This window comes from Shinella sp. GW821-FHT11G07 (genome assembly GCF_058808115.1).
Map to the genome: position 1 here is coordinate 249,662 of NZ_JBXARJ010000009.1, position 18,901 is coordinate 268,562.

General features: G+C 65.1%; 15 protein-coding genes. 9 read left to right on the forward strand and 6 right to left on the reverse strand.

Going from position 1 to position 18,901, the window contains the following annotated elements; genetic code table 11:
- Positions 1-44: 44 nt before the first annotated feature.
- From AC1RT2_RS19240 to AC1RT2_RS19255, 4 genes are all read right to left on the reverse strand, one after another.
- Entirely contained in the window at positions 45-1,004 is a 960-nt protein-coding gene (locus AC1RT2_RS19240; protein WP_493104436.1) for an aminotransferase class IV, read from the reverse strand.
- An 85-nt stretch (positions 1,005-1,089) separates the two neighbouring features.
- Complete coding sequence (locus AC1RT2_RS19245) at positions 1,090-2,334, reverse strand: aminotransferase class III-fold pyridoxal phosphate-dependent enzyme (RefSeq protein WP_493104438.1); 1,245 nt, start codon at positions 2,332-2,334, stop codon at positions 1,090-1,092.
- 53 nt (positions 2,335-2,387) lie between these two features.
- Positions 2,388-3,911, reverse strand: coding sequence for an ABC transporter substrate-binding protein (locus AC1RT2_RS19250; RefSeq protein WP_493104596.1), 1,524 nt, complete (start codon positions 3,909-3,911; stop codon positions 2,388-2,390).
- A gap of 125 nt (positions 3,912-4,036) precedes the next feature.
- Positions 4,037-6,208: an alpha-ketoacid dehydrogenase subunit alpha/beta gene (locus AC1RT2_RS19255; RefSeq protein ID WP_493104440.1), complete on the reverse strand. Its 2,172-nt coding sequence runs from the start codon at positions 6,206-6,208 to the stop codon at positions 4,037-4,039.
- Between the two features lie 160 nt (positions 6,209-6,368).
- Here AC1RT2_RS19255 and AC1RT2_RS19260 point away from each other — a divergent pair, with 160 nt between their 5' ends.
- The 3 genes from AC1RT2_RS19260 to AC1RT2_RS19270 are packed head-to-tail and all read left to right on the forward strand — an operon-like array spanning position 6,369 to position 9,432.
- On the forward strand, positions 6,369-7,508 hold the full coding sequence (locus AC1RT2_RS19260) for an acyl-CoA dehydrogenase family protein (RefSeq protein ID WP_493104442.1): 1,140 nt from the start codon (positions 6,369-6,371) through the stop codon (positions 7,506-7,508).
- 10 nt (positions 7,509-7,518) lie between these two features.
- Positions 7,519-8,775, forward strand: coding sequence for a four-carbon acid sugar kinase family protein (locus tag AC1RT2_RS19265; protein WP_493104445.1), 1,257 nt, complete (start codon positions 7,519-7,521; stop codon positions 8,773-8,775).
- Positions 8,776-8,787: 12 nt separating this feature from the next.
- Positions 8,788-9,432, forward strand: a complete 645-nt coding sequence (locus AC1RT2_RS19270) for a class II aldolase/adducin family protein (protein ID WP_493104597.1) — start codon at positions 8,788-8,790, stop codon at positions 9,430-9,432.
- 3 nt (positions 9,433-9,435) lie between these two features.
- Here the strand turns inward: AC1RT2_RS19270 and AC1RT2_RS19275 are convergent, their stop codons facing one another.
- Together AC1RT2_RS19275 and AC1RT2_RS19280 are read right to left on the reverse strand one after the other, a co-directional pair.
- Positions 9,436-10,731, reverse strand: coding sequence for an acetoin dehydrogenase dihydrolipoyllysine-residue acetyltransferase subunit (locus AC1RT2_RS19275; protein ID WP_493104447.1), 1,296 nt, complete (start codon positions 10,729-10,731; stop codon positions 9,436-9,438).
- A gap of 23 nt (positions 10,732-10,754) precedes the next feature.
- Positions 10,755-11,612 (reverse strand): IclR family transcriptional regulator, encoded by an 858-nt coding sequence (locus AC1RT2_RS19280; protein ID WP_493104449.1) that lies wholly within the window; start codon positions 11,610-11,612, stop codon positions 10,755-10,757.
- A gap of 167 nt (positions 11,613-11,779) precedes the next feature.
- On the opposite strand from AC1RT2_RS19280, the gene AC1RT2_RS19285 reads away from it, so the two are divergent.
- Genes AC1RT2_RS19285 through AC1RT2_RS19310 form a run of 6 tightly spaced genes read left to right on the forward strand, consistent with a single transcriptional unit; the run spans position 11,780 to position 18,894 of the window.
- A complete protein-coding gene (locus AC1RT2_RS19285; protein ID WP_493104451.1) occupies positions 11,780-12,793 on the forward strand; it encodes an ABC transporter permease in 1,014 nt (337 codons plus the stop codon).
- 4 nt (positions 12,794-12,797) lie between these two features.
- Positions 12,798-13,634 carry an ABC transporter permease gene (locus AC1RT2_RS19290; protein ID WP_069063295.1) on the forward strand — a complete coding sequence of 279 codons (837 nt, stop codon included), beginning with the start codon at positions 12,798-12,800 and terminating at the stop codon, positions 13,632-13,634.
- On the forward strand, positions 13,631-14,629 hold the full coding sequence (locus AC1RT2_RS19295; RefSeq protein ID WP_493104454.1) for an ABC transporter ATP-binding protein: 999 nt from the start codon (positions 13,631-13,633) through the stop codon (positions 14,627-14,629). The genes AC1RT2_RS19290 and AC1RT2_RS19295 overlap by 4 nt, the downstream gene beginning before the upstream one ends.
- Positions 14,626-15,660 carry an ABC transporter ATP-binding protein gene (locus AC1RT2_RS19300; RefSeq protein WP_493104456.1) on the forward strand — a complete coding sequence of 345 codons (1,035 nt, stop codon included), beginning with the start codon at positions 14,626-14,628 and terminating at the stop codon, positions 15,658-15,660. Before AC1RT2_RS19295 ends, AC1RT2_RS19300 begins: the two co-directional genes overlap by 4 nt.
- Entirely contained in the window at positions 15,657-16,916 is a 1,260-nt protein-coding gene (locus AC1RT2_RS19305) for a CaiB/BaiF CoA transferase family protein (protein WP_493104459.1), read from the forward strand. Before AC1RT2_RS19300 ends, AC1RT2_RS19305 begins: the two co-directional genes overlap by 4 nt.
- A 31-nt stretch (positions 16,917-16,947) precedes the next feature.
- The gene (locus AC1RT2_RS19310; protein ID WP_493104461.1) at positions 16,948-18,894 is read left to right on the forward strand and encodes a 3-hydroxyacyl-CoA dehydrogenase NAD-binding domain-containing protein; all 1,947 of its coding nucleotides are present in this window, start codon (positions 16,948-16,950) and stop codon (positions 18,892-18,894) included.
- Positions 18,895-18,901: the final 7 nt, after the last annotated feature.

The window sequence follows — 18,901 nt, forward strand, 5'->3', positions numbered from 1 at the left end:
AAGCCTCTTGCGTGGAACGTATGGCGATCCTGTAAACAGCCCACTCAGTAGTGGACTGCAAAACTTACCGAGGGATCAGCATGAGCATCCCAGTACCCCTTCCAGAGGGCCTTGCTGATGGGGCCGACATTGCCGTCGCCGACCGGCTGGCCGTCGAGCGTCGTGATCGGCATGACGCCGCCGGCGGTTGTTACGAACAGGATTTCGTCGCACTGGTAGGCGAGTTCCACCGGTACGTCGTCGATCGTGTAGGGATAGCCGAGCGCTTCGGCGATGGCGAGCACCGACTTGCGTGTGACCCCCTCCAGCACTCCCTTTTTCGGCGTGTAAAGCCTGCCGTCCTTGATCAGGATGACGTTGAAGCCGGAGCCTTCGGTGAGGTTTGCGTCTCCGTCGGTCAGGATCGGGTACATGGCGCCGCGATCGCGTGCCTCCAGCAGGCCGCGGGTGAAATCGCCCCATTGCAGGTTCTTGACGGTGGGGTCGATTGCGCCTGGCGGCACGCGGCGCACCGTGCGGGTGATGACGGCGGTGCCGCCGGTCTTCTGCGTCGCCTCGTCCATCACCCAGAGATAGGGCATGACCATGAGGTAGCAGAAATTGTCGCACTCCTCCGGCGCATACTGGCGCACGAACCGCAGGCCGCGCGTCACGATCAGCATGACATAGGCGTCTCGGATGCCGCTCTTCGCCACCATTTCGACGAGCCGGTCATGGATTTCCTGCCGCGGCAGCGGGCTTTTCAGACGCAGTTGTGCACAGCTCTTCTCGAACCGGTCGAGGTGATCGTCGAGGCGGAAGAACCGGCCGTTCCAGACGGCGGGTACGTCATAGGTCAGGTCGGAATGCAAAAAACCCTGGTCGAGGATCGGAATGCGCGCCTCGTTGAGCGGCACGTATTCGCCTGCGATATAGGCGATGCCTTTGGCGAACGGGTTGTCGCTGGCCTCGAGCTCTTTCACGCGCCGGTGATAGTCTGTGAAGATCTGGTCCGTGTAAGACATGATCCGTCCTCCCTGAAAAGCATATGATCAAGCGCCCTTGCACGCCGCCCATGGGCGGCGTGCAGGCTTTGAAAAGCAGCGTCGCTCAGGCCGCGAGGATGCCGGCGGAGACGATGTCGGCGAAGGCGCCGTCGGCGGCGTCCAGCGCCTTGTCGATGTCTTCCGCGGTATGCGCGGCGCACAGGAACATGTTGTGCTTCGGGTGAAGGTAGATGCCATGGCGCAGGGCCGCCACGCAGAAGGCGTTGCCGATCCTGAGATCCTGGTCCCCGTCGAAGAGGACCATGGGCATTTGCACCGGACCCGTCTGGCGGAGCGTGAAGCCATGGCGGGCGGAGATCGTCGCAAGACCGTCGCGGAACCGGCTGCCCATCGCTTCGGTATGGGCGAGCGCGTCGCTGTTGCGCAGGATCTGGATTGTGGCGACGGCCGCAGCCATGGCGGCGGAGCCATACCAGAAGGAACCCGTGGTGAAGATCTTGCCGGCGCCCTCCCGGAACCGGTCCGCACCCGCGACAGCGGCGAGCGGCCAGCCGTTGGCAATCGATTTCGAATAGGCCGCGAGGTCCGGCTTCACGCCGTAGCGTGCCCAGCTTCCCCGCACGTCGAGGCGGAAGCCCGCGCGCACATCGTCGAGAATGAGGGCGGCACCCGTGCGGTCGCAGACGGCGCGGGCATGGGCGAGGAAGTCGGCCTCCGGCAGGTGCTGGTCCTTGCCGACATCGTGTTGGAAGGCGGTGAGCAGAATGCCCGCGAGATCATCGCCGGCCGCATCGACGGCGGCGTCGAGGCTTTCGATATTGTTGTAGTCGAAGAGGATGAGATGGGCGCGATCCTCCGTCGTCACACCTATGAGTGACGGTGAACACCACGGAACGGCCCCATGATAGGCGCCATGGGCGACGAGGATCTTGCGGCGGCCGGTGGAGGCACGCGCGACGGTGACGCAGACCGTCGTCGCATCCGTGCCGTTCTTCTGGAAGAGTGTCCAGTCGGCGTGGTCAAGCGTATCGACGAGCAGTTCGGCGAGCTCGACCATCGTGTCCGTCGGGCCGTTGCCGATATCGCCCTGGTCGATGCGGGCAAGAGCTGCGGCCTCCACTTCGGGATGGCGATAGCCGAGCACGTTCGGCCCCCAGGCGCACATGAAGTCGATATATTCGTTGCCGTCGGCATCCCACACCCGGCACCCTTGCGAGCGCGAGAAGAACTGGGGATAGCCCGGCGCGATCGCCCGGGTCGCCATATGTCCCCAGACGCCGTTCGGAACGACGCGCTGGGCGCGTTCCAGAAGTTCCGCGTCGCGGCTGTTGAGCAGTCTCGCTGTCATCTTGCGTTCCTTTCTTGGCGGGAGAGGCATTTGCGCCTCTCCCGATAGGGCGATCAGTTCGAGATTTCGGCGAGTGGCAGGTTGCAGCAGGCGCTGTAGCGAACGCCCTTGACGCTTGGGCTATGCGCCAGGATGAGGTCCGGGCTGACCATCGGAATGATGATCCGGGCCTTCGCCATCTGCTCACCGGCCTCGAACCACAACCTTTCCGCCTCTTCCGGCGTGGCGGCGGCAAGCGCCTGTTCGCGCAGCTTGCCGGTTTGCGGGTTGATGATCGACGGATCGGTCTCGCCGCCGGCGCGTTTCGCCCAGACGGAGCCTTCAGACAGGCCGAAGACGTCGACATATTGCGAGGTGCCGAAGAAGTCGGGGGCGAAGAAGACGGCGGTTAGCGGAATATGGTCACCATTGGCCGCTTCACGCCAGTTGGCGAAGGGAACCGGCGAGAGTTCCACCGTGATGCCGACCTTCGCCAGGTCCTGCTGGATCTTCTGCATCATCAGCGAGAAGTCGACGCCGTAGACGTTCATGTCCGGGTAGATTGACTTCAGCGTGAAGCCATCGCCGGCACCGGCCGCGGCAAGCAGCTCCTTGGCGCGATCCGGGTTATAGGCGGGAATCTCGTGACCATCACCACCCGGGAAGCCGAGCGGAATGGGCGTGGCGATCGCACGGCCGGCGCCGCCGACGGTGAAGTCGATCAGCGATGTCCGGTCGATGGCGATCGAGATGGCTTCACGCACCTCGGGCGTCAGCTTGACGGTGTTGGCCTTCGCTCCCGGCGAGAGGGAAATGTAGACGAAGTTATAGGAGGGCACCTTCTCCACCACGATGTCGCTGCCTTCGAGCGTCTTGGCGGTTTCCGGGTCGATCTGCATGGCGATGTCGGCCGAACCCGACTGCAGCATCTGCGCCTGCGCCACGGCATCCTTGACCTGGCGGAAGACGACCTGCGGGATCGTCGGGGCCTTGCGCCAGTAGTTTTCGTTGCGCTTCAGGCGCAGTTCCGCGTTCGGCTCGTAGGATTCGAGAACGAACGGCCCGCTGCCGGCGGAGTTGGCGAGGAACCAGTTTTCCGAGGTGTCCTTGTCGACGGCCGTCGCGTCGGCGAGCGCACCGTTGGCGCCAGCGACGTCACTGTTGATGATGCCAAGGAAGCCCGCGGCCGCCTGGTTGAGGAATTCAGAGTTCGGCGCGGCGAGCTTGACGATGACCGTCTGTGCATCGGGAATGTCGATGGAGCTGATCGGGTCGGCAATGAAGGCGCCGTTGCCCTTGATGTTCTTCAGTCGCTCGAACGACCATTTCACATCCTTCGCCTCCACGGGCGAACCGTCGGAGAATTTCGCCGCCGGGTCGAGCTTGAAGGTCAGTTGGGTCTGTTCCTTGTTGACCTCCCAGCTCGAGGCGATCAACGGCTGCACCTTGTTGTCCTTGTCGAGCGTGACGAGCTGCTCGTAGACGGACGTGTTGTAGATCTGGCAGGTGTCGCACCAGGCGCGCGCCGGGTCGAGCGAGTTGACGTCCATGTCGCGGGCGATGACGAGCGCACGCTCCTCGGCGGCTGCGGGCTGCATGAGCCCGCCGAGCGCGCTGGCCGAGAGAGCGAGGGCGAGGAAGGCCAGTCTGGATTTCGGCAGAAGAAGTCGTTTCATCGGTTTATACCTCCAGTTTGATGGGCCGCGGATGCCCGTTCCACTTGTTATTCCGCAATTCTGAGCAATGCGTCCCGCACATCGGCAACCGTCGCCAGTGCAGCACGGTTGAGGGCGGCCGAAACCGTGGGGGCGGCAAGCCCTCCGGTCACGCGCAGGATTTCGTGATCGAGACAGTCGAAGAAGCGCTCCTGGATCTCCGCCGCCCAGGTGCCGCCCATCGACAGGCTGCGCGCAGTCTGCTCGGCGATGACCACCCGGCCGGTCTTGTCGATGGAGTTGCCGATCAGCGTCCAGTCGATGCCATGATGATCGATGTTGCGCAGGTCGATGACCTCGGCATCGATCCCCGCCTCCTCGGCCGCCTTGACGGCGTTCTGGACCATGACGGAGGTCGCGAGCACCGTGCAGGCGCTACCGGGGCGCACGATGCGCGCCGAGCCGAAGGGCATGCAGAACTCTCGGTCGCCACGCGGGACGTCGAATTCCTTCTGGTAGAGCTCCGTATGCTCGAACACGACGACGGGGTCGTCGCAGGCGAGGGCGGAATTCATCAGGCCGATATAGTCGAAGGCGTTCGACGGCGTGACGATGCGCCAGCCGGGGAACATGCCGAACAGCGAGGACGGATCGCCGGAGTGCTGCGAACCGTAGCCGGTGTGCGGCGAGATGCGCACGCGCATGACGATCGGCACGGGAAAACCGTCGCCGAACATGTGGCGCACCTTGCCGACGCCATTGGCGATCTGGTCGGCGGCGGTGAAACAGAAATCGCCGAACATGATCTCGACCACCGGCCGCAGCCCGTTGAGCGCTGCACCTAGCGCCACGCCCGTAAACCCGTTTTCCGCGATCGACATCGGCAGGACGCGCTCGGGCCAGCGCTCCAACACACCCTTGGTGAAGCCGCTGACGCCGCCGCGCATCTGGTGGGCATCCTCGCCCATGACGATGATGCGCGGGTCACGCGCCATCGCGGCCGCCAGCGTCTCGGAGGCGGCGGTGACGAACTTCACCTTCTCGGTGGCACCGGGCCGCATGTCGTCGTGGTCGAGCATGCGTTTGCCGGACAGTTCGGAGAGGTCTCCGAGAATGCCATGGTCGCGCGTCGCCGGATCGGGCCAGAGGCGCTCCGGAATCCTGAGCGCATTGCCGCCGGGAACCGGCTCGGTCAACCGTGCCGCGGCGGATGCGACCCGGTCGCTCACCAGCGCGTCGATATGCGCAAGGTCCTCGGCGGAGAGGAGGCCGAGCGCTGTCAGGCGGGCTTCGGCGAGTGCGATCGGGTCACGCTCGCGCCATGCGGTCTCTTCTTCCTTCGTGCGATAGCCGAAGTCGCTGCCAGTGCGGGAGCCGGACTGGTGAAAATGGCGGTAACAGAGCGCTTCGACAACCACCGGGCCACCCGTCTCGCGGATGATGCGGCGGGCTTCGACCATCGCCCGGTGAACGGCGACGACGTCCATGCCGTCGCATTCGATCGCGGCGATGCCGAGCATCGCGCCACGCGACGACAGCCGCGTCTCGCGCGTCACGTCGGAAATATGGGTGGCGACGCCGTAGAGGTTGTTCTCGATGAAGAAGATCACCGGCAGGTTCTGCGCGGCGGCGATGTTCATCGCCTCGTAGCTGGCGCCGTTCTGGGCTGCGCCATCGCCGAAGAAGGCGACGGAGATGTGGTCGCGGCCGAGCATCTTGTCGGCGAGCGCATAGCCTGCCGCATGCGGCGGGTTACCGCCGACGATGGCCGAGGTGCCGACGACGCCCGCACCGGAAAACCGCATGTGCATGGAGCCGCCGCGGCCGCCGCAATAGCCGGGCGTCAGACCCATGATCTCCGCCATGAAGCGGTAGATCGCATCGTCCATGCCGGGTGTGAAGGCGTCCTTGCGGATGTCGAAGCCGTCCGGGACCGAAGGATTAAGCAGTTTCAGCAGCACCTGGTGGTGGGCGCGGTGCGTGCCGTTGATCTTGTCGTCGGTGCCGAGCGCCGACATCGCGCCGACGGCACCCGCTTCCTGGCCGATGCTGGCATGCGCCGGACCGTGGATAAGGCCGGCCTTTTCCAGATCGAGCAGCTTTTCCTCGAAGCGGCGGATCAGCAGCATCTGGCCATACCAGTGGACGAGGTCCTGGGCCTGTTCCTCGCTCCAGTCCGCTTCCTCCAGCTCCAGCCGGAACCAGGGCGCGGACGGTGCGAGCGGTATCTGACGTGCCATTCGTATCCTCGGGTTCACAGGGGAGCCGCGTCGTAGGTCTCGGGCGCCGATTTTTCGTTTATGGAAATAAATTCCGATTTCTGTTGAATGGCACACTAAGCTGTGCCAGCCTTTGGATGCAACAGAAATTTTCGTGAGCCGCCAAAGAGGAAGAATTGCGATGATCCGGGACGCCGAAGTGCTGAACGCCCTGGTTGAGGTGGTGCGCCGGTTCGTGCGCGAACGCCTCTTGCCGGCCGAGGCGCGTGTCGAAGACGAAAACGCCGTTCCTTCTGAAATCATCGAGGACATGCGTGGGCTCGGCCTCTTCGGCATGTCCATTCCGGAAGATTTTGGCGGGCTTGGCCTGACGATGGAGGAGGAAGTGCTCGTCGCCTTCGAACTCGGTTATGCCTCTCCCGCCTTCCGCTCCGTCATCGGCACCAACAACGGCATCGGCTCGCATGGCATCATCGTCGACGGCACCGAGGCGCAGAAACACTACTGGCTGCCACGCATGGCGACGGGCGAGGTCATCGGCTCCTTCGCGCTGACCGAGCCGGATGTCGGCTCGGATGCTGGTTCCGTGAAAACCACGGCGCGGCGGGACGGCGACCACTACGTGCTCAACGGCACCAAGCGCTACATCACCAACGCCCCGGTGGCCGATGTCTTCACCGTCATGGCGCGTACCGGCGGCCCCGGGCCGGCAGGCGTGAGTGCCTTCCTCGTGACGAAAGACAGTCCGGGCCTAAGCCTCGGCCCGATTGACAAGAAGATGGGGCAGCGCGGTACCCGCACCTGCGACGTCATCTTCGACAATTGCCGGATTGCGGCCGACAGCGTGATTGGCGGCACGGAGGGCTTGGGCTTCAAGACGGCGATGAAGGTGCTCAATCGTGGCCGCCTGCATATCTCGGCGGTCTGCGTGGGGGCTGCGGAGCGACTGTGCGACGAGGCCGTGCGTTTTGCGCGCGAGCGTGTCCAATTCGGCAAACCCATTGCGGAACACCAGCTCATCCAGGCCATGCTTGCCGACAGTTCGACGGAAACCTTTGCCGGACGCGCCATGGTGCTGGAGGCCGCCCGCCAGTTCGACAGGGGCGAGCGGGTCGTCCAGCAGGCGGCGAGCGCCAAACTGTTCTGTTCGGAAATGGTGGGGCGTGTTGCCGACCGGGCGGTGCAGATCCACGGCGGCGCCGGTTACATGCAGGACTATGCAGTGGAACGCTTCTATCGCGACGTGCGGCTGTTCCGGCTCTACGAGGGCACGTCGCAGATCCAGCAAATCATCATCGCACGCGAAATGCTCAACGCCTGAGGCAGGATCGATGCAGCGAGCCCTTGGAATCGTCGCGGATGACTTTACCGGCGCCTTGATGGTCGCCGGGTATCTCGAAAGCGCGGGCGTGCATTGTCCCGTACTGTTCGATCCCGGGGCGGATATCCCGCCCTCCGCCGTGGTGATCGCCGGCACGCGCACGCGCACCGTGCCCGTCGTCGATGCACTCGCGGAACTCGCAAGGTTTGCCGACGCTTTCACTCGAGCCGGTTGCAAGCGCCTAGCCTACAAGGCCTGCGCCTCGTTCGATTCCACGGAAGACGGCAATATAGGGCCCGCCGCCGACTATCTTGCCGATCGTGCGGGCATGCGGCCGGTGTTGATGAGCGCGGGCTTTCCGCGTTTCGGCGCGACGGTGCACCAGGGCTACATGTTCTATCGTGGCCGTCTCGTCTCCGACTCGATCAAGCGGTTCGATCCGCTGACGCCCATGTCCGATCCTGACCTCGTCCGCTTCCTCGGTCGCCAGACGTCGCACCGGATCGCTCTCCTCAACCATGCGACGCTTCTGAAGGGGCCGGAAGCGGCCATCGCCGCCATCGAGGCCTTTGCCGCCGAAGGTGCCGGCCATGTGCTGCTTGACACGACGGACGACGGTGACGTCGTGGTATCCGCGTCCATCGCGGCGGCCATGCCTTGCGTCGTCGTCGCGAGCGATCCGCTGATCATCGCCTACGCAACCCGTCTCGGGCGCGCTGAACCGAAGAATGCCGTAGCGTGGCCGCGGCATGTACAAGGTCCGGCGGCGGTTCTCGCCGGCAGCGTCGGCCCGGTCGTGCTGGCGCAGCTCGCCGCCTTTTCGGAACACTATCCTGTGCTGAAGCTGGATCTCATGGACCCGGCGGGGGAGGAGGGGCTGGTTTCCCGCGCGCTCGACTGGGCTGATGACCGAATCGGCGAAAGACCCTTTGCCATTTCGACGGCAGCCGACCCGCAGGAAGTGGCCGCGGTGCAAGCGGGGTTCGGTCCGGTTGCGGCAGCGCGGCGCGCCGAACGCATCCTTGGCGCCATTGCAAAGGGCCTGCGCGATCGCGGCGTGCGCCGGTTCGTCGTCGCCGGCGGCGAGACCTCAGGGGCGGTTGTCGATGCGCTCGGTATCACGTCTGTCCGCGCCCTGCCGGAAGGCAAGCTTGGAACGGGTTTTTGCGTATCGCCCGGGCCGGTTCCGCTGTCGCTGTATCTCAAGCCGGGCAAACTGGGCGCCGACGATATCCTGTTGCGGGCAATCGAAGCGATGGACACATAGAAGGGGACGATGATGGAAGAATTGGCAGCACGAGAGGCGCTGGTCGAGGCCAGCCGGCGATCGGTGGCCATCGGCCTCAACAGCGGCACGGTGGGCAATTTCAGCGTCAGGCATGGTGTGGGCATGTTGATCACGCCGACCGGTATTGTGCCGGATGTGCTTTCGCCGGAGCAGATCGTCGCGATGGATCTCGCGGGCCATTGGGTGGGCGACTGGCGCCCGTCCTCGGAATGGGCGATCCACGCGCGGCTCTATGCCACGACGACGGCGGGTGCTGTCGTGCACGCCCATCCGGATCATTGCGTCGCCCTAGCGGCGCTGCGCCAGCCCATTCCACTGTTCCACTACATGGTCGCCGGCTTCGGCGGCGGCGAGATACCGTGTGCCGACTATGCCTGTTTCGGCAGCGAGGCGCTGTCGGAAACCGTGGTCGCCGCCATGGGCACGACCTATTCCGCCTGCCTGATGGCCAATCATGGCGTGGTGACGATCGGACCCGACGTCACGATTGCGCTCGCAAGGGCGGAAAAACTGGAAATGCTGGCGCGCCAGTACGTGCTCGCCCGGTCGGTCGGCCAGCCGGTGCTGCTGACGCCGGAAGAGCTGGTGGACGTGCGCGCCCGCTACGGCACCTACGGCCAGCAGGCGACGCGCTGATCCTCAGCCGCTTCGCCTGACTTCCTCGAGGATGGTCATCGCGAGCGCCGGATGTTCGAGATGCGGCATGTGACCGCAATTGTCGAAGGCATGCAGGCCAATATTTCCGGAAAGGCCAGCGGTCGCGCTGAACGGCAGGATGCGGTCCTGCCGGCCGAAGACGATGCGCGCCGGACATAGCAGGCGGGCGAGATCGCTGCGGATCGACGTCGCCTGCGTGCCGTCCGGCAGGAACCGTTCGGCAAACGCGCGCATCGCCGCTGTCAGGCCCTCATCGTCGCGCTGCTGCACGACGGCCTGCAGGAAGGCGGGCGAGATGGTCGCGGGATCATGCGCCAGCAGGTCGAGCCAGGGCCTGAGGCTCTCGCTCCGCCGTCCGCGCAAGATCCCATCGACAAAGGCTGCGTTGATCTCAGGACCAAGGCCGGCCGGTGCAAAAAGGCAGAGCCCGCGGATATCCAACTGGCCGCGGCTCGCCAGCCGCGCCGCGAGCGCGCCGCCGAAGGAATGGCCGGCCAGCACGAGCGGGCCGATCTGCTCGTTGGCAAGCGTTGCCTCGACGTGGTCCGCCATCTGGTCAAGGTCTTGCGGCACGTCGCGCGGTGAGCGGCCGTGCGCCGGAAGATCGATCGCCAGGGCCGGCCAATCCCCGCGTGCGCCGGCAAGCAGGCCGCGCCAGTTGTTGAGATCCGCGCTGAAACCATGGAGGAAGACGACCGGAAGACCTTGGCCCCTGCGCAGCCAAACGGCGTTGAGGGGGGCGTGGCTTGCGTCAGGCTGCGGTCGGATAGCGATGCTCGCGGCCGCCGCCGTGCGTGCGTGCCCGGCATTGCCGATCTTCGCGACGACATCCGTCTTCTGGACCCTGCCGCCCGGGCCGGTGCCGTGAAGCCCGTCCAGCACGATGCCGTGTTCCTTGGCAATGCGCCGGGCGAGGGGGGTGGGGTTCGGGTGTTGGCGATGGCCGTTTTGGCGCACCGCTGCCGCTGGAGCGGCAAGCGCCGCCTTCACATCGACAGCGGGCGTCGCGGAGAGTGCGGCCTTGCCATCACCGTGGGCCTCCCCGTCGGCATAGATGCGCGCCACATTCCCGCCGACCTCGACCTCGATCTCGCTGTCGGTCAGCTCGCGGATGACGCCATCGGCCGGTGATTCGACCTCGACGGCGGCCTTGTCGTTGTCGATTTCGAACAGCACTTGTCCTTGCCGGACGGTTTCGCCCTCGGCGACCAGCCAACGGGCGATGCGGCCGCTCGACAGTTCGAGGCTGACCTTCGGATAGACGACATGGATGGGCATGTGAGGTCCTTGCAGGCTTGAGCCTATTCGGCCGAGGTTTTCCAGGTGGGTGTGCGCGGCGCGGTCGTAAGCGTGTCGGGTTCCCCGGCAAGCCTTGTGCGCAGGCGTCGGGTCAACCGGACGAGCTCCGGCCCGACGATCTCGCGGCAATGGTTGCGCGAAAGGATGTCGACGATGCCGCCGCAGGTAAGGGCGACGAGCGGCGAGCCGTCCGTCGGGCGGAAGGCGACACCGACGGCGTTGATATAGCTGTGCCAGCTGCCGAAGGCGCTGATGAAGCCGTCACGCCGGTGGTCCTCTGTGGCATTCTCGATCAGGCGTTCGAGGTCGGCAGCCTTTTCGGGCTCGGCCGCGACGAGCTGCTCGACGACGGACTGGCGGATTTCCGGCTTCATTTCCACGAGATAGGCGAGACCCATCGCGGTGCGATAGATCGGCAGGCGTGAACCGACGTTCAGCCGAAGCGAAACCGGGCTCATCGAGCGGCAATTGGCGAGATAGACCATTTCCAGCCCATCGCGCGTGCCGAGGGCGACTGCGGCGCCGGTCTGGTCCGCCAGCTCCTGCATCAGGGGGCGCACCATATGGATTACAGCGCTGGAGCTTAACGCCGAATACCCAAGCGAAACCGTCGCCGGCCCGATGCTGTAGCGGCCGAGCATCTCGTCGTAATGGAGATAACCAAGGCCAACCAGCGTCGAAGTCAGGCGCGAGACGGTTGCCTTCGGCAGGCCCGTCCGTTCGATCAGGTCCTGGTTGCCCAGCGTGGCGTCGTCGGCGGTGAACGCGCGCAGGATTTCAAGCCCGCGGGTCAGCGATGCCGCCGAATTGCCGACTTCCGCGCCCTCGCTTCCGTCTGCCGGTTTGGTCCTCTTGCGCATTTTCTGCCTTTCCTTCCAGCGCGATGTCGACGTCCAGGGATTCGTCGTTATCTCGTAATTGGAATATAATTTCATTTATGTTGACGTCGGCATCGCCTCTTGTCAATAATGTCCGTATCGATCTTCCCGGCCGACACGGGTGGCACACGGATTAAAGGACGCGATTTGTGACACGATACATACTGCGGCGCCTGATCGCGATGCCCTTCCTGGTCCTCGGCATCGTGACGCTCGCCTTCCTGCTCACGACGGTCACGAAGGGCGACCCGCTGTCGGCGATCGTCTCGGACCGCCAGATGAACGATCCGGTGGCAGTTGCAGCCGCGAAGGCGCGCTGGGGTCTCGATCGCAGCCTGCCGGAGCGCTACGTGATCTATGTCGGCAATCTTCTGACCGGTGACATGGGCACTTCGTTCATCACGCGCCGGCCCGTTGCGCAGGACGTGTTCTTCCGCCTGCCGGCGACGATGGAACTGGTGCTTGCCGCGATGCTCATCGGCTCGACGATCGGCATTACGCTGGGTGTCCTCGCCGCCTATTTCCGCAACACGGCCATCGACCATGCCGCGCGCTTCTTCGCGCTGTTCGGCTCGTCGATACCGGTCTTCTGGCTGGGGCTGGCGCTGCTCTATGTCTTCTCGGTGAAGTGGGGGGTGCTGCCCGGTCCCGGTCGGCTGGATCCGCGCGTGACGCCGCCGGCCTCCATCACAGGGTTCATGACCATCGATTCCCTGCTGGCCGGCAACGTGAAACTCTTCCTCGACGCATTGTGGCACCTCATCCTGCCCGCCTTCGTGCTCGGCTGGGCCGTTGCCGGCACCATCTCCCGGCTGGTGCGCGCCAACATGCTGGAGGTGCTCGACCGTGAATTCATTCTGACGGCGCGGGCCAAGGGTGCGGGCGAGCTTCGCGTCGTGGTCGGTCATGCGCTGCGCAACACGCTCGTGCCGACGCTGACGGTCATCGGCTATTCTTTCGCCTACCTGCTCACCGGCGCGGTGCTGACGGAGACGATCTTCTCCTGGCCGGGCATGGGCTCCTATGCGGTCGAGGCGGCGCGCGGCCTCGATTTTCCTGCCATCATCGGGGTCACGATCGTGGGAGGCGTCGTCTTCCTCCTGACGAACCTCGTCACCGACATCGCCTATGTCATTGCCAATCCGCGCGTGCGTCTGGGATGAGATCATGACCGCAATAGCCCTCACCACCTTTCGCCGACCGTCATGGCTGTCGGTTCCACTCGCCATCGGTATCGCCATCGTGCTGTTCTGGCTGGCCGTCACGGTGCTCGCCCCGCTGATGAGCCCCTATGCGCCTCTCGACATGGTTGGACGCAGGCTCCAGGCACCGAGCTGGAGTCACTGGCTCGGCACCGATGCGCTCGGTCGCGACGTCCTGAGCCGGACCTTGTACGGCGCACAATATTCGATCCCGATCGCCGTCGTCGTCGTGACGCTGTCGGTGGCGATCGGCGCCATGCTGGGTGCGATTTCCGGCTATGCCGGCGGCCTGCTCGGCTCGTCGATCATGCGGCTGGTCGATGTCACCCTGTCGTTTCCCCCCATGCTTCTCGCCATGGCGGTTGCGGCCTCGCTCGGCCCCGGGCTTGAAAATGCGACGGTCGCCATGGTGATCGTCTGGTGGCCGGTCTATGCCCGCCTGATGCGTGCGCAGGTCCTCGAAATCCGCGAGCGCGAGCATGTCGAGGCCGCAATCGCTGCGGGTGCGAGCAGGACGCGCATCCTTTTCAAACATATCCTGCCGCTCTGTTGGACGCCCGTTTTGATCAGCGCGACGATGGATCTTGGCCAGGTCATCCTGCTGGCCGCCTCGCTCAGCTTCATCGGCCTCGGCGCAACGCCGCCGTCGCCGGAATGGGGCTCGATGATCTCCGATGGCGCGTCGCAGTTCTATTCCTGGTGGGTTGCCCTCGGTCCGGGGCTTGCCATCCTCACCATCGTGCTGGGCTTCAACTTCATTGGTGACGGCCTGCACGACTACTTCGATCCGAAGTCGAAATGAGGGGCACGATGCAGCAGGAACCGCTTTTCTCCGTTCGCGACCTTCGTGTCTCTTTCACCCGCCAGGGCCAGTCCTTCGAGGCCGTGCGGGGCGTCAGCCTGCATGTCGATCACGGCGAGGTGCTCGGCATCGTCGGCGAATCCGGCTCCGGCAAATCGGTCGGAATGCTGGCGGCCCTCGGCCTCCACCCGAAGACCGCGACCGTCAGCGGATCGGCAAGGTTCAAGGGGCGCGAGCTGGTGGGAATGCCGAGGAGCGAGCTTCGAACGTTGCGCGGTTCCCGCATCGCCATGATCTTTCAGGATCCGCTGTCCTCGCTCAATCCGGTCATGACAGTCGGCGCGCAGATTGCCGAGACGATCCGGCTGCACAATGCGGGCGTCTCGAAAAGAGCGGCGCTGGACGGTGCCGCCGAGCTTCTTTCGCTGGTCGCGATCCCCCAGCCGGACAGGCGCATCCACCAGTTTCCGCATGAATTCTCTGGCGGCATGCGCCAGCGCGTGATGATCGCGATGGCGGTTGCCAACGACCCGGACCTGTTGATCGCCGACGAGCCGACGACGGCACTCGACGTCACCGTCCAGGCGCAGATCATGGACGTGCTCACGGACCTGCGGCGGCGGCTCAATCTGGGGCTGATCCTCATTACCCACGATCTCGGCGTCCTTGCGGGGCATGCCGACCGGGTCGCGGTCGTCTATTCCGGCGAGGTGGTAGAGCAGGCGGGCGTGGACGATCTCTTCGAGCGCCCGGCGCATCCCTATACACGCGGGCTCATCGCCTCGATCCCCAACATGGCAGAGGAGAAAGAGCGGCTGTTCTCGATCGACGGTGCTCCGCCGCCGCTCGGCAAACTGCCGGGCGGTTGCGCCTTCCATCCCCGCTGCCCGCAGGTGCAGGACATCTGTCGCCACACGCCGCCGCCCGTTCGCGCCGACGGCGAGCACACGGCAGCCTGCCATTTCGCCACCCTGCCGATCGGGAGCGCCGCATGACACTATCGGAACCCATTCTCTCCGTCCGCGGCCTCTCGAAGCGCTTCGCCGTCACCGGCGGCCTGCTGTTCGAACGGCAGGTCGCGCAGGTCAATGCCGTCAGCGACGTCTCTTTCGACGTGAAGCCCGGCGAAACGCTGGGGCTCGTCGGCGAATCCGGCTGCGGCAAGTCCACGCTCGGCCGCTGCATCCTGCGGCTGATCGAGCCCTCCAGCGGGGAGACGCTGTTTCGCGGCCGCGACATCAACGAGGCGAACCCGGCCGAGATGCGTGCGCTGCGCCGCAAGATCCAGCTGGTTTTCCAAGATCCCTATGCCTCGCTGCACCCGCGTATGCGGGTCGCAGAAAACATCGCCGAGCCGCTGCGCATCAGCGATCTCTCGCCCATGCAGCGCAAGGCGCGTGTCGTCGAGATGCTCGATCTCGTCCGGCTCAATCCGGAACACGGGCAACGCTATCCGCACGAACTCTCCGGTGGCCAGCGCCAGCGCGTGGTGATTGCCCGCGCGCTGGCGCTGAAACCGGAACTGCTGGTGCTCGACGAGCCGGTTTCCGCGCTCGACGTCTCCGTACAGGCCGGCGTGCTCAACCTGCTGAAGGATATCCAGCGGGATTTCGGCACGGCCTATCTCTTCATCGCGCATGATCTTTCGGTCGTGCAGCACATTTCCGACCGGGTGGCCGTTATGTATCTCGGCAAGATCGTCGAGATTGCGGAAAAGCACCGGCTCTATCGCGCGCCGCTTCATCCCTACACCCAGGCCCTGATGTCCGCCGTGCCGCTCGCAAGCCCCGCGCTTGAGCGCAGCCGGACCCGCATCGTGCTGAAGGGCGATCTGCCGAGCCCGCTGAACCCGCCCTCCGGCTGTCGCTTCAGGACGAGGTGCCCCATCGCCCAGCCGCTCTGCGCGCAGGTGGAGCCGCCGCTGACGGCGCAAGAAGAAGGCCATTCGGTTGCCTGCCACTTCCCGAATGCCATGGAGACAGGTTTGTCGGCCCGCGAACGACGCGGGTCTGGAGGAATGGAATGACGGAACTGACATTGCCGCTCGAGGGCATTCGTGTGCTCGACCTGACGCGCGTTCTTGCAGGACCATGGACGACCATGAGCCTCGGGGATCTCGGTGCCGAGGTCTGGAAGATCGAGAACATCAAGGGCGGCGACGATACGCGCGCCTGGTCCTTCCCAAACTTCAAGGGGCTGAGCACCTACTATCTCTGCGCCAATCGCGGCAAGCAGAGCATCGCGCTCGACCTCAAGACTCCGGAAGGCCGGCAGATCGTGCTGGATCTCGCCGCCAAGGCCGATGTGGTCGTCGAGAATTTTCGCGCCGGCACGGTCGAGCGTCTCGGCATCGGCTACGAGGATATCAAGGCAATCAATCCGGGCATCGTCTACTGCGCAATTTCCGGTTACGGTCAGACGGGTCCGGAGCGTGAGCGCCCGGGCTACGACTTCATCATGCAGGCCGAAAGCGGGCTTATGTCCATCACCGGCCAGGTGGACGGTCCGCCGAACAGGCTCGGCGTCGCCTTCACAGATGTCGTCGCCGGCATGACCGCGACCCAGTCGATCCTGGCCGCCCTCTACCAGCGCCGGGATACCGGGCGGGGACAATATATCGACGTCGCGCTGCTCGACGCCACGCTGAACCTCCTGATCAATGTCGGGACGGGTTACTTGAATGCCGGCGTCGAGCCCGTACGCTACGGCAATGCGCATCCGACCGTCGTGCCCTACCAGATTTTCGACGCAAGCGACGGTACGTTCGCGCTTGCCGTGGGCAATGACCGCATGTTCGTCGATTTCTGCGAGCAGGTCGTCAAGCGTCCGGAGCTTGCCCGCGATCCGCGTTTCGTGACCTCCCACCAGCGCGCTGTGCATCGCGAAGCGTTGCTTCCCCTGCTAGCTGAGATCGTCCGTAAGGAGACCTGCGCGCACTGGCTTGCCGCCTGCCTTGCGGCAAGCGTGCCGGCCGGCCAGGTCAAGTCCGTCTCCGAGGCGCTGAAGAGCCCCAGCGTGACGGAGCGTGGCGTGGTGCAGCATCTGGAGCACCCCGAACTCGGCACGGTCGCCCTCATCCGTCCGGCCCACGGCCTTGCCGCGCAGGTGAATGCCGGTGCCAAGGCGCCGCCGCTTCTCGGCGAGGATACGCGCAACGTCCTGCGCGACGTGCTGGGTTTCGACGATGCTCGCATCGAAAGCCTTGCCCTTGCCGGCGTCGTGGCCTGTCACGATCTGCAGGACGCGCCGCACTTGGAGACGGTTCAGGGCGCGGTCGCATAGGCCGGAACTTCAAGCCGAACAGGAAACGATGATGACCGTCAACGTCGAAATCGATGGCGAGATCGCGATCGTCACGATCGAAAATCCACCGGTCAATGCCGTGAGCGGGGCAGTGCGGGAGCGCTTGCTGGCACTGGCGCTGGCGCTCGATGATGATCCAAATGTCCGGGCGGTCGTTCTGACCGGTGCGGGAAAACTCTTCGTCGCAGGCGCCGACATTGCCGAATTCGACCGGCCGCCAGAGCCGCCGTTCCTGCCGGACGTCGTCGCCCGCATCGAGGCTGCGGCAAAACCGTGGATCGCGGCGATCCGCGGTGCAGCACTTGGCGGCGGGCTCGAATTGGCGCTCGGCTGCAGCTTGCGTGTTGCCACTGCGAGCGCCCGTTTCGCTTTACCGGAAATCAACCTCGGCATCATCCCGGGCGCCGGTGGCACGCAGCGCCTGCCGCGGGTCGTCGGTGTCACCGAGGCGATCCGCATCGTTGCGGAAAACCATTCACCGGACGGCGCGGAAGCCCTGCGGCTCGGTCTGGTCGATGCCCTTGTCGACGAACCACTCGTGCCGGCTGCCGTTGCCTTTGCGCGATCGGTGGCCGGGCAGACGTTGCCGCCGCCGAGCATCGAGCGAGTGGCTTCGATGCCCCCACCAGAGGTGTGGGCGGAGGCGGAAGCCCGGGTGACCGCTGGCGCGAGAGGAGCGGCAGCGCCACCCGAGGCGCTCCTGGCCCTGAAACACGGCATCGAGCACGGCGCCGAGGCCGGCCTTGCGCTCGAACGATCGACTTTCCTCGCGCTTCGCGCCACGGAAGAAGCGGCAGCGTTGCGCCATCTCTTCTTTGCCGAACGCGCGGCGCTGCGGCCGGTGGACTTGCGTGCTTTGAGCCCACGCCCGATTGAAACGGTCGGCGTGGTCGGTGGCGGGACGATGGGGAGCGGCATTGCAACGGCCCTTCTCAACGCCGGCCTCTCCGTCGTGCTGATCGAGCAGGGCGAAGCGGCTGTTTTGCGCGCTCGTTCGACACTTGCCAGCCTTTTCGAATCGTCCCGTCGTCGGGGCCTGATTTCGGACGACGACGCAGCCGGGTGGATGGCCCGCCTCGAAACGGCCATCGGCTATGGTGCGGCCGGGCGATGCGACATGGTGATCGAAGCGGTGTTCGAGGACCTTGCCGTGAAACGCTCGGTCTTCGCCGAGCTCGGCCGCGTCTGTCGGCCGGATACGATCCTTGCCACGAACACGTCCTACATCGATCCGCGCCTGATCGCCGACGGGTTACCGGGGCCGGAGCGTTTTCTCGGCTTGCATTTCTTCAGCCCGGCGCAGGTCATGAAGCTGCTGGAGATCGTGCCCACGCCCGCGACGGCGCCGGATGTGCTGGCAACTGGTTACGATCTTGCCCGTCGCCTCGGCAAGATTCCCGTGCGGTCGGGCATCTGCGACGGCTTCATTGGCAATCGCATTCTGCGTCGCTACCGCGCGGAAGCGGAAGCGTTGGTTCGCGGCGGTGTCTCCATTACCGCCGTCGATGCGGCAATGCGGGCCTTCGGCTTTGCGATGGGGCCTTTCGAAATGCAGGACATGGCGGGTCTCGATATCGCGTTCCTCTACCGCGAGGCGGCGCGCTCGCGCGGAGAACCCATGCCGGACATGCCCGGGGATCTTCTGGTGCGTGCCGGGCGCAAGGGGCAGAAGACCGGCGGGGGCTGGTACGACTATGCCGCGGGCGACCGTCGCCCAAAGCCCTCCGCCGATGCGGAGCGGATCATCGCGCCGCTTGTCGGGGCGAAAACAGAGATGGCGGGCGAGGCGATCGTCTTCCGGCTGATGGCGAGCCTGGCGGAAGAGGGTCATGCAATTCTTGCCGAAGGCATTGCACTTGGGGCCGCCGATATCGACCTTGTCGAAGTTCACGGCTATGGCTTTCCGCGAAAACGCGGTGGACCAATGTTCCAGGCCGGCCGGACAGGCAAGACATGACCATAAC

Excerpts from the sequence above, each read along its gene's own strand:
- AC1RT2_RS19240 (WP_493104436.1), bottom strand. The coding sequence starts at position 1,004 with ATGTCTTACACGGACCAGATCTTCACAGACTATCACCGGCGCGTGAAA.
- AC1RT2_RS19245 (WP_493104438.1), bottom strand. The coding sequence starts at position 2,334 with ATGACAGCGAGACTGCTCAACAGCCGCGACGCGGAACTTCTGGAACGC.
- AC1RT2_RS19250 (WP_493104596.1), bottom strand. The coding sequence starts at position 3,911 with ATGCAGCCCGCAGCCGCCGAGGAGCGTGCGCTCGTCATCGCCCGCGAC.
- AC1RT2_RS19255 (WP_493104440.1), bottom strand. The coding sequence starts at position 6,208 with ATGGCACGTCAGATACCGCTCGCACCGTCCGCGCCCTGGTTCCGGCTG.
- AC1RT2_RS19260 (WP_493104442.1), top strand. The coding sequence starts at position 6,369 with ATGATCCGGGACGCCGAAGTGCTGAACGCCCTGGTTGAGGTGGTGCGC.
- AC1RT2_RS19265 (WP_493104445.1), top strand. The coding sequence starts at position 7,519 with ATGCAGCGAGCCCTTGGAATCGTCGCGGATGACTTTACCGGCGCCTTG.
- AC1RT2_RS19270 (WP_493104597.1), top strand. The coding sequence starts at position 8,788 with ATGGAAGAATTGGCAGCACGAGAGGCGCTGGTCGAGGCCAGCCGGCGA.
- AC1RT2_RS19275 (WP_493104447.1), bottom strand. The coding sequence starts at position 10,731 with ATGCCCATCCATGTCGTCTATCCGAAGGTCAGCCTCGAACTGTCGAGC.
- AC1RT2_RS19280 (WP_493104449.1), bottom strand. The coding sequence starts at position 11,612 with ATGCGCAAGAGGACCAAACCGGCAGACGGAAGCGAGGGCGCGGAAGTC.
- AC1RT2_RS19290 (WP_069063295.1), top strand. The coding sequence starts at position 12,798 with ATGACCGCAATAGCCCTCACCACCTTTCGCCGACCGTCATGGCTGTCG.
- AC1RT2_RS19295 (WP_493104454.1), top strand. The coding sequence starts at position 13,631 with ATGAGGGGCACGATGCAGCAGGAACCGCTTTTCTCCGTTCGCGACCTT.
- AC1RT2_RS19300 (WP_493104456.1), top strand. The coding sequence starts at position 14,626 with ATGACACTATCGGAACCCATTCTCTCCGTCCGCGGCCTCTCGAAGCGC.
- AC1RT2_RS19305 (WP_493104459.1), top strand. The coding sequence starts at position 15,657 with ATGACGGAACTGACATTGCCGCTCGAGGGCATTCGTGTGCTCGACCTG.
- AC1RT2_RS19310 (WP_493104461.1), top strand. The coding sequence starts at position 16,948 with ATGACCGTCAACGTCGAAATCGATGGCGAGATCGCGATCGTCACGATC.